Raw genomic sequence first — 14422 nt, forward strand, 5'->3', positions numbered from 1 at the left:
AGGCGCGCGAATCGGACAAACACTTGAAAGCAATGAGGCCCTTCAAGGCCGGCCTGCGCGCTCGCGTCAGCACGATCGGTGCCGATCGCGGTGCGGCCCCCGCGCCTCGATCATCCGGCAATCGGCGACAATGCCGCCGTCGCAGGATTCGATCACCGCCTCCAACTCGCCACGAAGCGTGCGGAGGTCGTCACCTGCACGCGCAGGCCCGGCGTCTCGCCGACCAGCATGGCGATGGTGCCGGGCTGCACAAGGACCTTTTTTCGATCCCTTCCCAGTCCGGCACCTCGACGCGGATCGATTCATCCTGCACGCTCCGCGCCGTGCGCCGCCCGATCGCCGCGCCTTACCGTGGAGAAGGTCCATAAAGGCTTGAGCTGCTACAGCGTCAAAGGCCCGGCCGCCGGGCGAGCCTATGGCGAATCCACTGCCGGTCGCGCAGAACGGACGCGGCCGTACCCACCCAGAAAATCGCCAGAAAGCGGGAACGAAGCGGAAGACGGAATGCCGCGCTCCGGCGGTAGCGGTGGTTGGCTCGGCCCGGCTGGCCCGACGAGGACCGCGCTGGGCTGCCAGCCGCGGTATCGCAGCGCGTTTGTAGCAGCAGCCTGTACGATGGAAGCGTGAACGCCGCGGAAGACGTCGCTCCGAGGAGCTCTCCCCGCCTCGGGAGCTATGGTGCCGCTTACAGGACTCGAACCTGTGACCCCCGCATTACGAATGCGATGCTCTACCAGCTGAGCTAAAGCGGCCAACGCGCTTCCGCGAGGGAAACGTCGTGGAGGCGGCGCTTAGCAGCGCGAAACGGCGTTGACAAGCGTCGCGCGGCTTTACCCGGCCTTTACCATCCACGCGGCAAAAGCATCCGGCGAATCCGGCCGAATATCAGGCCGCTCGCCGGAATGGACGATGAGCATGGACAGCGCGCACGGCTACGACGACCTCCGTCAGGACGACGACCCCACCGAGGGCGGCGTGGGCGAGTCGCATGCGCCGGTCGGCCCCGACGAGCGCCGGATGCATGTCCGCGCCTATAATCACTGGGTGTCGCTGCTGCGCGGCCGCCCCTATCCGGCGATCGACGATCTGGAGCCCGAGAGCATCGCCGATTTCGGCCCGCACAGCGTGCTGCTCGATTTCTCGGGCGGGGTCGAGGATCCCGCGATCCAGTTCATCGGCCGCGCGCTGCGCGAGGAATGCGCGATGGACCAGTCGATCGCACGCATCTCCGACGTGCCGTCGCGCTCGTTGCTGTCGCGGCTGACCGACCATTATCTCCAGATCATCGCCAATCGCGCGCCGATCGGCTTCGAGGCCGAATTCACCGGCACGCGCGGGCACAATACGATGTACCGCGGCATCCTGATGCCCTTCTCGTCGGATGCGCAGACGATCGACTATATCTACGGCGTCATCAACTGGAAGGAGCTGGTCGCCGTCGACGACCAGGCCGGGCTCGACGCCGAGCTGGCTGCGGCGTTCCGCGCGCCGCGCCACGATCCGCTGCCCGGCGGCGTCTGGGCGGACGGGCCGTGCGCCGCCGCGCCGCTCCCCGAGCCGCAGGCCGCGCCCACGACGCTCGACGCGCTGCTCGCCGCTGCGCAGGACAGCGCCGCGGTCGCCCGCGCCGCGCGGCTGCGCAGCCATGCCGCTTTGTACCGCGCGCTGGGCCGCGCGCATGATGTCGCGCTCGCCGCCGCGGCCGATCCGGTGCGGCTGGAGGAACTGCTCGCCGCCGCCGCGATCCGCGTGCAGGCGCGCGCGCCGCTGACCGCGATCGCCAAGCTCGTGTTCGGCGCGGACCATGACAAGACGCGGCTGACCGAGGCCGCCACGATCCTCGCCTGGGCGCAACGCACCGGCATCGGTGCGGGCGCGCTCGCCCATGCGCTGGAACGCGCGGAGGGCGGGATCAAGGGGATCGTCACGAACGAGCGCGCCCTGCGCCAGCCCGAGGCCGATGACGCCCCGGCCCTGCCGCTCGCCGAGCGCACGCCGCTCGCCGAACTGGCGATCGACAGCGGGCTCGACGAAGGTGCGCCGGTGGTGCTGCTCGGCCGCGCCACCGCGACCGGGATCGTCGTCGTCGGTACCGTCGGCGACGACGCCAGGCTCGCCGCACAGGTGCTGCGCCGCCTGCATTGATGCACGCCGACGCTGCACCGGTGCAGCGCGGCAACGCTTGAGCTAGACGCGCGAGGGGCGCATAGCTCGGCGCATGCCGGAAAAGTCTCTTCAGATACTGTCTGCCGCGCTGGCGGCCCGCCTCACCTATCGCGCGCTGCCGGGCGAGCTTGCCGGCTTCGGCGAGGACAAGCAGGCGGAGGCGGCGGCCTTCCTCGCGCAGACCGCCGCGGTGCGCGCGCCCGGCACCCCGGTGCTGGCGCTGGAGCAGCTCCCCGGCGATGGCGCACGGCGGCGGATGCGGCTGGCGATCGTCAACGACGACATGCCGTTCCTCGTCGATTCGGTCGCGGCGGCGATCGGTGACCGCGACATCGCGGTCGATCGCGTCATCCACCCGGTGATCCGCGTCTCGCGCGATGCCGAGGGCCGGCTGACCGACATCGAAGGCGCGGACGGTCGGCCCGAATCGATGATCTATATCGAGCTGGAGCGCGTCGACGCGCGTGACCGGCGCGCGCTGACCGACGAGATCGAACGGCTGCTCGCCGACGTCCGTGTCGCGGTGCGCGACTGGCGCGCGATGCAGGGCACGCTGGCGGCGGATGCGGGCGTGATCGACGACGTGGGGGGCGACCCGGAGGGCGCGGCGCTGTTGCGCTGGTTCCTCGACCGGCATTTCACCTTGCTGGGGCATGAGCGCTGGCACGCCGACGGCACGGTCGACGCCGCCGCGCCGCTCGGCATCGTCGTCAACGAGCATGAGGTGCCGATCCTCGCCGACCGCTCGCGGCGGCTGGCGATCGACTATTTCACTGCCGGCAATTCCGCGCCGCTGCTGCTCAAGTCGAGCCTGATCTCGCCGGTCCACCGCCGCGTCCCGCTCGACCTCTTGGTGGTGCCGATCCATACCGGCGGGCGCGTCACCGGGCTGTCGATCCACGCCGGGCTGTGGACCTCCGCCGCGCTCAACGCCCCGCCGCGCAGCGTGCCCGTCCTGCGCCAGCGTCTCGCGGCGAGCGAGGCGAAGTTCGGCTTCGACCCCGCCGGCCACACCGGCAAGGCGCTGACCCACGCCATCGCGACGCTCCCGCACGACCTGATGACCGCGATCAGCGCGGCGTCGATGGAGGAGCTGGCGCTCACCGCGATGAGCCTCGCCGACCGGCCGCGCCCGAAGCTGGTGCTGGTCCCCTCCCCGCTCGGCCGGCACCTCTATGCGTTCGTGTGGCTGCCGCGCGACGAGATGACCACCGCGCGCCGCGTCGCGATCGGCGAGATGCTCGGCGAGGCCGCGAACGGCCAGGTGCTCAACTGGTCGACCAGCGTCGAGGACGGGCGCGTCGCGCTGCTCCGCTACACGATCGACCTGCGCGGCGCGGGCGTGCTGCCCGACGCGCTGACGCTCGACGCGCAGCTCGAGAAGATGGTCCGCGGCTGGACGCCGTCGATCGAGGCCGCGCTGGCGGACGAGGTCGGCCCGGCGCGCGCCGCCCGCCTCGCGCTGCGCCACGCCGCGGCCTTCCCGGTCCGCTATCGCACCGGCGCTAGCGCCGACGAGGCGGCGCGCGACATCGTGTCGATCGCCAATCTCGACGGCGATGCCGACCGCGAGGTGCGCTTCACCGCCGGCGGCGACGGGATGCTCCACCTCAAGGTCTATCGCCAGGGCGGCCCGCTCGCGCTGTCGGACGCGGTGCCGGCGCTCGAACATTTCGGGTTCCGCGTGATCGAGGAAATGCCGACCGCGCTGACCGACGAGGAACGCAGCTCGATCCACGATTTCACGCTCGAGACCAAGGCCGACATCCCCGCCGTCCTCGCCAGCGCCGACACCTTGCAGGAAGCGCTGGCGCAGGTGCTCGAAGGCCGCGCCGAGGATGACGGCTTCAACCGGCTGATGCTCGAGGCCGGGCTGTCGCCGTCCGAGGTCGTGCTGTTCCGCGCCTGGTATCGCTATTTGCGGCAGGCTGGGATGAGCTACGGCCCCGCCAATGTCGTCGACACGCTCACCCGCGTCCGGCCCGTCACCAAGGCGCTGGTCGAACGCTTCGTCGCGGTTCACGACCCGGCCTCGACCGCCGATGCCGAGGCGGCGCAGGGCGTGATCGACGCCGGGCTCGACGCGGTCACCGGGATCGACGACGACCGCATCCTGCGCGCCTTCCGCGCGGTGATCGACGCGACGCTGCGCACCAACGCCTTCACCGAGGCGGCGAACGAGGCGCTGGCGTTCAAGCTCGACAGCGCGAAGATTCCCGGCCTCCCCGCCCCGCTGCCGTGGCGCGAGGTGTGGGTCTATTCCCCACGCGTCGAGGGCATCCATCTGCGCGCCGGCCCGGTCGCGCGCGGCGGGCTGCGCTGGTCCGACCGCCGCGACGATTTCCGCACCGAGATTCTCGGGCTGATGAAGGCGCAGCGCGTCAAGAACGCCGTCATCGTGCCGACCGGCGCGAAGGGCGGCTTCTACGCCAAGCAGCTTCCCGCGCCCTCGAACCGCGACGCATGGCTGGCGGAGGGGACCGAGGCGTATCGCATCTTCATCCGCACGCTTCTGTCGATCACCGACAATATCGAGAACGGCACGGTCGTTCATCCGCAGGGCGTGACGATCCTCGACGGCGAGGACCCGTATTTCGTCGTCGCCGCCGACAAGGGCACCGCGACGTTCAGCGACGTCGCCAACGCGATCGCGCTCGACCGCGACTTCTGGCTCGGCGACGCCTTCGCGAGCGGCGGCTCGCAGGGCTATGACCACAAGGCGATGGGGATCACCGCCAAGGGCGCGTGGGTCTCGGTCCAGCGCCATTTCGCGGAACGCGGCGTCGATGTGCAGGCGGACCCGATCCGCGTCGTCGGCTGCGGCGACATGTCGGGCGACGTGTTCGGCAACGGGATGCTGCTGTCGAAGGCGATCAAGCTGGTCGCCGCCTTCGACCACCGCCACATCTTCCTCGACCCCGATCCCGATCCGGCGGCAAGCTGGGCGGAGCGCGCCCGGATGTTCGCGCTGCCGCGGTCGAGCTGGGCGGATTACGATACGTCGTTGATCTCCGAAGGCGGCGGCGTGTTCGCGCGCGACATGAAGTCGATTCCGCTCACCCCGCAGGTGCAGGCCGCGCTCGGCATCACCGCCGACCGGCTGGAGCCGATCGCGCTGATCGCCGCGATCCTGAAGAGCCCCGCCGACCTGATCTGGTTCGGCGGCATCGGCACCTATGTGAAGGCGGCGGCCGAGAACAACGCCACCGTCGGCGATCCCGCCAACGACCGGCTGCGCGTCGATGCCGAGGAATTGCGCGCGATCGCGATCGGCGAGGGCGCGAACCTCGGCGTCACGCAGGCGGCGCGGATCGCGTTCGCGGCGCGCGGCGGTCGGATCAACACCGACTTCATCGACAATTCGGCGGGCGTCGACTGCTCGGATAACGAGGTCAACATCAAGATCGCGCTCAACCGCGAGATGATCGCGGGCCGGCTGTCGTTCGAGGATCGCAACATCCTGCTCGGCAGCATGACCGACGATGTCGCGCAACTGGTGCTGGAGGACAATCGCCTGCAGACGCTCGGCCTGTCGATCGCCGAGCGCGGCGGCGCGCAGGCGCTGCCCAGCTACGTCCGGCTGATCGAGGTGTTCGAGGAAGCCGGGCGGCTCGACCGCCATGTCGAGGGGCTGGCGAACAACACCGACCTGCTGCGCCGCACCGGCGAGGGGCGCGGGCTTACCCGCCCCGAACTCGCGGTGCTGCTCGCGACCGCGAAACTGTCGTTGCAGGACGAGATCGAGCATTCGGCGCTCGGCGAGGACGAGGCGCTGCTCCCCGACTTGCACGCTGCTTTCCCGCACGCGATGCAGGAGCAATTCGCCCCCGCGATCGACGCGCACCGCCTGCGCGCCGAAATCGTCGCGACCAAGCTCGCCAACCGCATCGTCAACCGCATCGGCATCCTCCATCCGTTCGAGCTGGCGGAGGAAGAAGGCGCCACGCTCGCCGACATCGCCGCGATGTTCGTCGTCGCCGAGCGCCAATTCGGCCTCGCAGCCTTGTGGCAGGCGATCGAAACCACGCCGATGCCGGAAGCCGGGCGGCTGGCGCTGTTCGACGAGGTCGCGGTCGCGGTGCGGTCGCAGATCGCCGACCTGCTCCGCGCCACCGCGCCCGGCACGCTGCCCGCGACCGTGCTCGCGCGGCTGTCGGGCGGGATCGACCGGCTGGCGGCGGCGACCGACGACCTGCTGCTCGACGAGGCGCGCGCGCATTCGCGGCGGATCGCCGACACGCTGGAGGCGGCCGGCGCGCCGCACGATCTCGCGCTCAGTGTCGTGCTGTTGTTCGAACTCGACGGCGCGGTCGGGCTCGCCGATCTCGGCGAGCGCGCCGCGATCGACGAGACGCAATTGGCGCGCGCCTTCACGCGGCTCGGCGAAGGGCTCGGGCTCGACTGGGCGCAGGGCACCGCGACGCGCATCAACCCCAGCGACCCGTGGGAGCGGCTGTTGATCGCCGGCCTCGCGCGCGACTTCCAGCAATTGCGGCTCGACTTCCTCGGCCGCGGCGGCGCGAGCGATCCGGTCGCGCTGGTCGACGCCTGGCTGTCGAAGAACGCCGCGCGCGTCGGGCAATTCCGCGCAGTGATCGATCGCGCCCGCAACGCGCAGGCGCCCAATGCGGCGATGCTGGCGCAGATCGCGGGTCAGGCGCGCGTGCTGCTCGGGCGCTGACCCCCTGAAGCCCCTCCCCTCGGGAGGGGGGGGGAGGGCTGTCCTACACAACCACGATCCGTCGTTGCTTCCCCGGCGAAGGCCGGGGAAGCAATCCAGAGCGTTCTGTTCCGGCGCTGGGTGGCTTCGCGCTGCGCAAAACGACAATCTTTCTTGAGAGAGCGTCGGAAGAGCTTGCCCGCCCGATCCATACTGAGCCTGACGAAGCATGTGGCTATCTGCCCTCTCCACATCCGGCGCGACGTTCGCGAAGAAGCCAGCTGCATCGCGCGGGCGCAGCAGCTTGAGCCAGATCAACGTCGCCGCGCCGATGCCCCATAAACTCACTGACATAGAACAACTTCTGACTTAAATTACTGCGAAAGCAGCCAAGTCATGTCGCAGATCAAACGACTTCTCGCCGGCCCGGCGGTTGCGTCTCCGTCTTTGTCATCGGAGAAGCAGCATGTATTATCACGACAGGCGCCTTCAGTACCCCGTCACGGTCGAGAAGCCCGATCCCGCCTTCGCGCGAATGCTGCAACAGGCGATCGGCGGCGTGGAGGGCGAGATCCGCGTCTGCATGCAATATTTCTTCCAGGCGTGGGGCAATCGCGCGCCGACGCCAAAATATCGCGACATGCTGCTGCACACCGCGACCGAGGAGATCGGCCATATCGAGATGCTCGCCACCGCGGTGGCGCTCAATCTCGACAAGGCGCCGGCCTCGCTGCAGGAAGAAGGCGCGGCCGACGGGATCGTCGGTGCGGTGATGGGTGGCGGCAACGGCCGGCAGGAGATCGAAGGCCTGATCCACAAGAACCTGCTGTCGGGCGGGCTCGCGGCGATGCCGATGGATTCCGACGGTGTGCCGTTCAACATGAGCCACGTCTATGCGAGCGGCAACGTCGCGGCCGACATGTATTGCAACGTGGCCGCCGAGAGCACCGGGCGCGTGCTGGCGGTGCGACTGTTCAACGCCGCGCATGACGAGGGCATGAAGAAGATGCTCCACTACATGATTGCGCGCGACACGATGCACCAGCAGCAATGGCTGGCGGTGATCGAGGAATTGGGCGGCGCGGCGGCCAATCTCCCGATCCCGAACAGCTTCCCGCAGGAGCAGGAGGATCAGGAGAACAACTACAATTTCTATGCCACCGCGGCGGACGGCAGCTATCCCGAGGGGCGCTGGACCAGCGGCCCGTCGATCGACGGGCGCGGCGAGTTCACCGTTTTCCCGAACAAGCCGCTCGGCGAGGAACCGATCCTCGGACCGGCGCGCCCCGACAGCGGCGCGCAGGACAAGCAGATCGGCTAAGGCCATGGCGGGCGGGGCTCTGCGCTCCGCCCGCTACACCTCCGCCCAGCGGCGCAGCAGATTGTGGTACACGCCCGTCAGCTGCACCGTCGCCGCCGCGCCCTGCCCCTGCGCCGCGGCGACCGCCTGCACGCCCTGATCGAGTTCGAACAGGATGCGCCGCGCACCATCGTCGCGGACCATCGACTGGATCCAGAAGAAGCTCGCCACCCGCACCCCACGCGTCACCGGCGCGACGCGGTGCAGGCTCGACGCCGGATACAGCACCATATGCCCGGCGGGCAGCTTGACCGCCTGCGTCCCGAACTGTTCCTCGATCACCAGCTCGCCGCCGTCATAACTGTCCGGATCGGCAAGGAAGAGCGTCGCGGACAGATCGCTGCGGAGACGGAAGTCGCTGCCGCGCTTGATGCGGATCGCATTGTCGACGTGAACGCCGAAGTCCTGCCCGCCCTCGTAGCGGTTGAACAGCGGCGGGAAGACCTTCGCCGGCAACGCCGCCGCCACGAACAGCGGCGTGCGGCCCAGCGCGTCGAGAATCGTCGCCCCCGCTGCACGCGCCGCCGCGCCGTCCTCGGGCAACTGGCGATTGCGCTTGGCGAGCGCCGCCTGCGGCCCGGAGGTCGCATTGCCGTCGACCCAGTCCGCCGCGTCGATCGTCGCGCGCACCTCTGCAAGGGTCGCAGCGTCGAGCACGTCGGGGATCGCGATCAGCATAAATGATCCTTTGCTATCGTCATTGCGAGCGGAGCGAAGCAATCCAGGGCAGCTCGCGGAACACTGGATTGCTGCGCTACGCTCGCGATGACAGCGGATGTACGTGCGTCAGAAGCTGTAGAACAGGCTCAGCACCGCCTGCCGCCGCTCGCCCGGCATTGCCCAGCCGCCAGTGACCACTCCGGTCGTCGCATTGATGTTGTTGCGCACGTTGGTGAGGTACTTTTCGTCGGTGACGTTCTGGACGTTGAGCTGCATCGTCAGCCCCTGACGGAAGCTGTACGCCAGATAGGCGCGGTGGATCAGATAATCGTCGGTCTTGAGCAGCGCAGCATTGGCGAGCGTCGGGACATAGGTGGTGAACGCGCCCTGATAGGTCAGGCCATAGCCGAGCTCGAGGCCGAACGGCAGCTTGTAGGTGGTGAACAGGCTGCCCGAATGCGGCGGGGTCTGCACCAGCTCAAAGCCTTTCTGCGGATCGGGCACCGCAACCGAATTACCGCATCCCGCTGCCCCGGCATTCCTGAGGCAGTAATTGGACACCGATTGCCGCACCTCGCTGTCGAGATAGGTGTAATTGGCGAAGATCGTCCAGTTGCGCGTGATGTTGCCCGACGCGCCGAGCGCGATCCCGTCGACGCGGCTGCGCCCATCGAGCACCTGCACCGTCGGCAGCGCGGGATCGTTCGAGGGGATGCGATAGTTGCTCCGCTCGTTGCGGAACGCCGCGGCGGTCAGCTCCAGCCGTCGCCCGAACAGCCCGGCCTTGACCCCGACCTCGTAATTGCGCGCGGTCTCCGGCGCGACGCCGCAGGTGTTGGTGACGATCGCGCTCGACACGCTGACGCAGCCGAGCCGCACCGTCGCTGACGACGGCGTCTTGGCATTGCCGTAGCTGGCGTAGAGGCTGACGTCCTCCACGGGGTGATAGACCAGCCCCGCGCGATACGAGAACAGCCGTTCGCGGTTCAACTGGCGCGCCTGAGCGGCGACCGGCTGCGTCACCCCCGGCGCTGCGGCGACCGGCAATTGCTCGAACTCGGCATGTTGCTGTTCCCAGCGGACCCCGGCGTTGACCTCGACGTGCCGCCCAAGCTCCAGCGTATCGAACGCATATACGGCGACGTTGCGCGTCGACGATTTGGAATGCGCGGTGGCGACGTAGTTGATCGGCCCGCGATAATTGGTGTCGGGGTTGCTGATCGCCAGCAACGGCAGCGGCGCGATCGCCGAGCCATCGGCATTGCGCAACAGCGAGCCGGTGACGATCCGGTAATCCTCGACCATCCACGACACGCCGACATTGGCGACGTTGCGGATGCCACCCTTGTCGCCATGTTCCAGCCGGATGTCGGTCTGGTTGGCCAAGAGCTGGTTGACCTGATCGCGGATCAACCCCCGCGGTCCGGACGGCAGCCACTGCCCGGCAGGAATGGTGAGCGCCGTGCCGTTGACCGTCGTGGTGCAGGCCGCGCCGGTCGTCTTCCCCGCCACCTGCACCGGCTGCGTCCCGCTTGCCAGACAGAACGTCCCCTGCGGCGCGCTGGTGACGCTATACTGGCCGACGCGCTGCCAACGCGTCAGATTGCGCACCGACAGATGCTCGTTGACCTGATGGCGCAGCGTCGCGGTCAGCCGGTCGACGTCCACGTCCTGCCGGTCGAGATTGCGGTAGCCGTAATAGTCGCTGCGATCCGCGCCGGGGATGAGGCCGCCGACGAGATCGTTGTTGAAATACGGAATGCCGTACAACGGCGTGTTGCGGTCCTGCTGGTGGACATAGGCGAGCGTCAGGCTGGTCGGCCCGTCCATCCCGATCGTCACCGCCGGAGCCACGCCCCAGCGCTTGTACTTCTCGACATCTCGGCCGGGTACGTCGTTATGGTGATAAACCGCGTTGAGCCGGACGCCGACCATGTCGCTCACCCGCTCATTGGCGTCGAGCGCGGCGCGGTAATAATGGTCGGTGCCGATCGCCGCCTGCGCGATCGTCAGATCTTCGGGGCGCGGCTCCTTGCTGACGAGATTGATCGTGCCGCCGACCGAGCCCGAGCCGTTGAACACCGAATTGGCACCGTTGTAGACTTCGATCTGCTGCAGGTTGAACGGATCGGTGCGGCTATATTGGGCGCTGTCGCGGATGCCGTCGATCGTGATGTCGTTGTTGGCCGAATAGCCGCGCAGGTTGATGCTGTCGCCATAGCCGCCCCCGCCCTCGCCCGCGCCGAAGGTGATGCCCGGCAGCGTCTGGAGCGCGTCGCGCAGCGTCAGCAGGTTCTGTTTGCGAAGCACCTGGTCCGAGATCACCGTCACGGTCTGCGGCGTATCGAGCAGCGCGGCGGTCGCCTTTGGGCTTTCGAGCTGGTCGGGGGCGCGTTCGCGCGCGCCGGTCACGACCACATCGTCGCGGTCGATCCGCGTCCTTCCGTCCTGCGCGGCGGCAGGGCGATCCGGCGTCTCCGCGGTTGCCGGAGCGGAGGCGATGAAGCCGATGCAGGACAGCGCCAGAAACGACGCGGAAGGCGATGACATGTGTTGAACCCCCATTGTTATGGGCGCTCAGCTATTGCGAGTGACTTTCACTGTCAACGCTAATGCGACCGGATCGCATGTCCGTCGCAAAATGTTCAGGATTGTCGGCGAGATACGACCGAAGCGCGCTTGCCAGGTTCGGCGGTTCGTCTTGGGCGATACGGAGCGCGTCGACGTGCGCCACCAGGGCGGACAGCGGAAGCGCATGCGCGACGGCGGCGCGTTCGAGTGCCGCCCAGAAGACGGGTTCGAGGCTGACGGAGGTCGCATGCCCCGCGATCGTGACCGAGCGCTTGACCGGGCCGATGAAGCCGCCGTGCGGCGCTGCAATCATGATCGTGTGACCTCCGCCCGCTCGCAACGCGCTTCACCGCGACCCCGGTGCCTCGGTCGCACCGGACCTGATCCGAACCCGGGGCTCCCTCTCCTGCCAGTCCGGACAGGAGCGGGATGGCGGATCGCGGCGACGCGCCCGCCGTCCGGCGTCCCGCCTCAAGACCGGGGACGATGGGCGCGCTGCCGTCTACTCCGCATCGAACAGCGCGGCGAGCTGCTCGATGATCGTCCCGCCCAATTGCTCGGCATCCATGATCGTCACCGCGCGGCTGTAATAGCGAGTCACGTCATGCCCGATGCCGATCGCGACCAGCTCGACCGGCGAGCGCTTCTCGATCCACGCGATCACCTGCCGCAAATGCCGCTCGAGATAGGACCCCGAATTGACGCTCAGCGTCGAATCATCGACCGGCGCACCGTCGGAGATGACCATCAGGATGCGCCGCTCCTCCGGCCGCGCCATCATCCGCGCGTGCGCCCACAGCAGCGCCTCGCCGTCGATATTCTCCTTGAGCAGCCCCTCGCGCATCATCAGCCCCAACGCGGGCCGCGCGCGCCGCCACGGCTCGTCGGCGCGTTTGTAGACGATGTGGCGGACGTCGTTGAGCCGCCCCGGCTGCGGCGGGCGTCCGGCCGCGAGCCAGGTCTCGCGGCTCTGCCCGCCCTTCCACGCGCGCGTGGTGAAGCCGAGGATCTCGGTCTTCACCCCGCACCGCTCCAAGGTGCGCGCGAGGATATCGGCGCTGATCGCCGCGATCGAGATCGGCCGCCCGCGCATCGATCCCGAATTGTCGATCAGTAGCGTCACCACCGTGTCGCGAAAATCGGTGTCGCGCTCGATCTTGTAGCTCAGCGACTGGGTCGGATTGACCACCACGCGTGCCAGCCGTGCGGCGTCGAGCAGCCCCTCTTCCTGATCGAAATCCCACGATCGCGACTGTTGCGCCATCAACCGTCGCTGGAGCCGGTTGGCGAGCTTCGACACCGCCGATTGCAGATGGACGAGCTGCTGGTCGAGATAGCCGCGCAGCCGCGCCAGTTCCTCGGCGTCGCACAATTCGGTCGCCGCGACGACTTCGTCGAACCGCTCGGTCCAGACCTTGTAATCGAAATGCGCGGACAGATCGGTGGGCGGGCGGTTGGGGCGCACCGGCTGCATCCCCTCCTCGCCGTCGTCGCCGGGCTCGCCCTCGGCATCGTCGATATCGTCGCCTTCGAGCTGCTCGCTCTCGCCTTCCTGCGACTGATCGTCGCGCTGCTGGCCGCGCGCCTCGACCTCGGACTCGCCTTCCGAGCCTTCTGCCTCGCCCTCGTCGGCCTCGTCGGTCTCCTGTCCTTCCTCGCCTTCCTCGTCCTCGCCGCCCTCGTCGCTGTCCTGCGGCGCCTGTTCGCCCTCGACGAGTTCGAGCTGTTCGAGCAGCTTGCGGGTCAGCCCCTGAAAAGCGCGCTGGTCGTCGAGCGCGAGCGCGAGCGCGGAGAGGTCGACCTTGCCGTCGATCCACTCGCGCACCAGCGCCAGCCCCGGCTCGGCCTCGACCGGCGGCAGCCGTCCGGTCAGCGCCTCGCGCACCATCAGCCCCAGCGCCGAGGCGAGCGGCACCTCGCTCTTCGTCCGCGCGCGCGTGATCGGGTCGCTGCGCAGCCGCACGTCGAGCGCGCGCGCGAGATTGTCGGCGATCCCGTCATAGCCGCGACTGCCCAGCGCCTCGACGCGCGCCGTCTCGACCGCGTCATAGACCGACCGCGCCGTCGCCTCGGCGGGCGCGCCGCGCGCGTGGAGCGCGTCGTCGTGGTGGCGCAGCCGCAGCGCGAAACCATCGGCGAAGCCACGCGCCTCGGCGACCTGCTCGGCGGGCAGGGTCCGCGCCGGCATCGGCACGCGCAGATGCTTGCCCGACTGCGCGGGCGCATCGGCGGTATAGGCGAGTTCCACTTCCGCCTCGTCGGACAGCGCACGCGCGGTGCCGCCGAGCACGGCCTTGAAACGGTCGAGGGGGGTGTCGGTCGCCATTACCAGAACGTCTCACAGCCGAAATTGGCCATTACCTTATCGCACGTCACCAGAGTCAGGTCCTCCATCAGTGCCTGAGCGGCCAGCATGCGGTCGAAAGGGTCTTTATGTGCCCCCGGCAGCGCACCGCTGCGCACGCCATGCGCCATCGTGATCGACAACGCGCGAAACCCGTCGTCGGCCAGATAATGCTCGAAGTTTGCCATCCGGTCGGCGATGCCGGCCAGTTGCCCTTTGCGAACCTTGGTCGCGATCTCCCAGCCCGACGCCGCGCTGACGTAGACTTCGTTGTCACGATCCCCGATCGCCGCCTTCGCCCGATCCGGCAGCGTCGCGTCGTCGAACCACCACCATAGCAGCGCATGCGTGTCGAGCAGCAGTCGCATCAATGCTCCGGCGGAAAGATGCTGCGGTTTTCGATCTCGTCCAGTTCCGCGTCGGTGAAGCAGGGGGCGACCGCCTCTAGGGGCGACAGGTCCATCAGGCCACGGAACCGTCCCGGCGTCCGCCGGGCGGGCACCGGCGGGTCGATCGGGACCAGCTTGGCATAGGGCACGCCCGCCTTGGCCAGCACGATCTCCTCGCCCGCATGGGCGCGTTCGATCAGCCGCGACAATTGCGTCTTGGCTTCGTGAACGTTGAAGGTCTTCTGCGGATCGGCCTTGGCCATCGCCCGTCT

General features: G+C 68.6%; 9 protein-coding genes and 1 tRNA gene. 3 read left to right on the forward strand and 7 right to left on the reverse strand.

Annotated elements, in window-relative coordinates; genetic code table 11:
* Positions 1–676 precede the first annotated feature (676 nt).
* A tRNA-Thr gene (locus tag FHS97_RS08025) sits at positions 677–752 on the reverse strand.
* A 163-nt stretch (positions 753–915) separates the two neighbouring features.
* Here FHS97_RS08025 and FHS97_RS08030 point away from each other — a divergent pair.
* The 3 genes from FHS97_RS08030 to FHS97_RS08040 all read left to right on the forward strand — a co-directional run bounded on the left by FHS97_RS08030 (position 916) and on the right by FHS97_RS08040 (position 8147).
* Positions 916–2145 (forward strand): PAS domain-containing protein, encoded by a 1230-nt coding sequence (locus FHS97_RS08030; RefSeq protein ID WP_184035568.1) that lies wholly within the window; start codon positions 916–918, stop codon positions 2143–2145.
* A 73-nt stretch (positions 2146–2218) separates the two neighbouring features.
* A complete protein-coding gene (locus FHS97_RS08035) occupies positions 2219–6847 on the forward strand; it encodes an NAD-glutamate dehydrogenase (protein ID WP_184035570.1) in 4629 nt (1542 codons plus the stop codon).
* Positions 6848–7292: 445 nt separating this feature from the next.
* Positions 7293–8147, forward strand: a complete 855-nt coding sequence (locus FHS97_RS08040; protein ID WP_184035572.1) for a manganese catalase family protein — start codon at positions 7293–7295, stop codon at positions 8145–8147.
* 33 nt (positions 8148–8180) lie between these two features.
* On the opposite strand, the gene FHS97_RS08045 is transcribed toward FHS97_RS08040, so the two are convergent.
* From FHS97_RS08045 to FHS97_RS08070, 6 genes are all read right to left on the reverse strand, one after another.
* Positions 8181–8864 carry a Fe2+-dependent dioxygenase gene (locus FHS97_RS08045; RefSeq protein WP_184035576.1) on the reverse strand — a complete coding sequence of 228 codons (684 nt, stop codon included), beginning with the start codon at positions 8862–8864 and terminating at the stop codon, positions 8181–8183.
* Positions 8865–8972: 108 nt separating this feature from the next.
* Positions 8973–11396, reverse strand: a complete 2424-nt coding sequence (locus tag FHS97_RS08050; RefSeq protein WP_184035578.1) for a TonB-dependent receptor — start codon at positions 11394–11396, stop codon at positions 8973–8975.
* Between the two features lie 31 nt (positions 11397–11427).
* A complete protein-coding gene (locus tag FHS97_RS08055) occupies positions 11428–11730 on the reverse strand; it encodes a ribbon-helix-helix domain-containing protein (protein WP_184035580.1) in 303 nt (100 codons plus the stop codon).
* A gap of 189 nt (positions 11731–11919) precedes the next feature.
* Positions 11920–13743, reverse strand: coding sequence for a cobaltochelatase subunit CobT (cobT, locus tag FHS97_RS08060; protein ID WP_184035582.1), 1824 nt, complete (start codon positions 13741–13743; stop codon positions 11920–11922).
* Complete coding sequence (locus tag FHS97_RS08065) at positions 13743–14129, reverse strand: type II toxin-antitoxin system VapC family toxin (protein ID WP_184035584.1); 387 nt, start codon at positions 14127–14129, stop codon at positions 13743–13745. The genes cobT and FHS97_RS08065 overlap by 1 nt, the downstream gene beginning before the upstream one ends.
* On the reverse strand, positions 14129–14413 hold the full coding sequence (locus FHS97_RS08070) for a type II toxin-antitoxin system Phd/YefM family antitoxin (protein ID WP_184035587.1): 285 nt from the start codon (positions 14411–14413) through the stop codon (positions 14129–14131). The genes FHS97_RS08065 and FHS97_RS08070 overlap by 1 nt, the downstream gene beginning before the upstream one ends.
* Positions 14414–14422 lie beyond the last annotated feature (9 nt).

It is taken from the genome of Sphingomonas endophytica (assembly GCF_014199415.1).
GTDB classification, from domain to species: domain Bacteria; phylum Pseudomonadota; class Alphaproteobacteria; order Sphingomonadales; family Sphingomonadaceae; genus Sphingomonas; species Sphingomonas endophytica.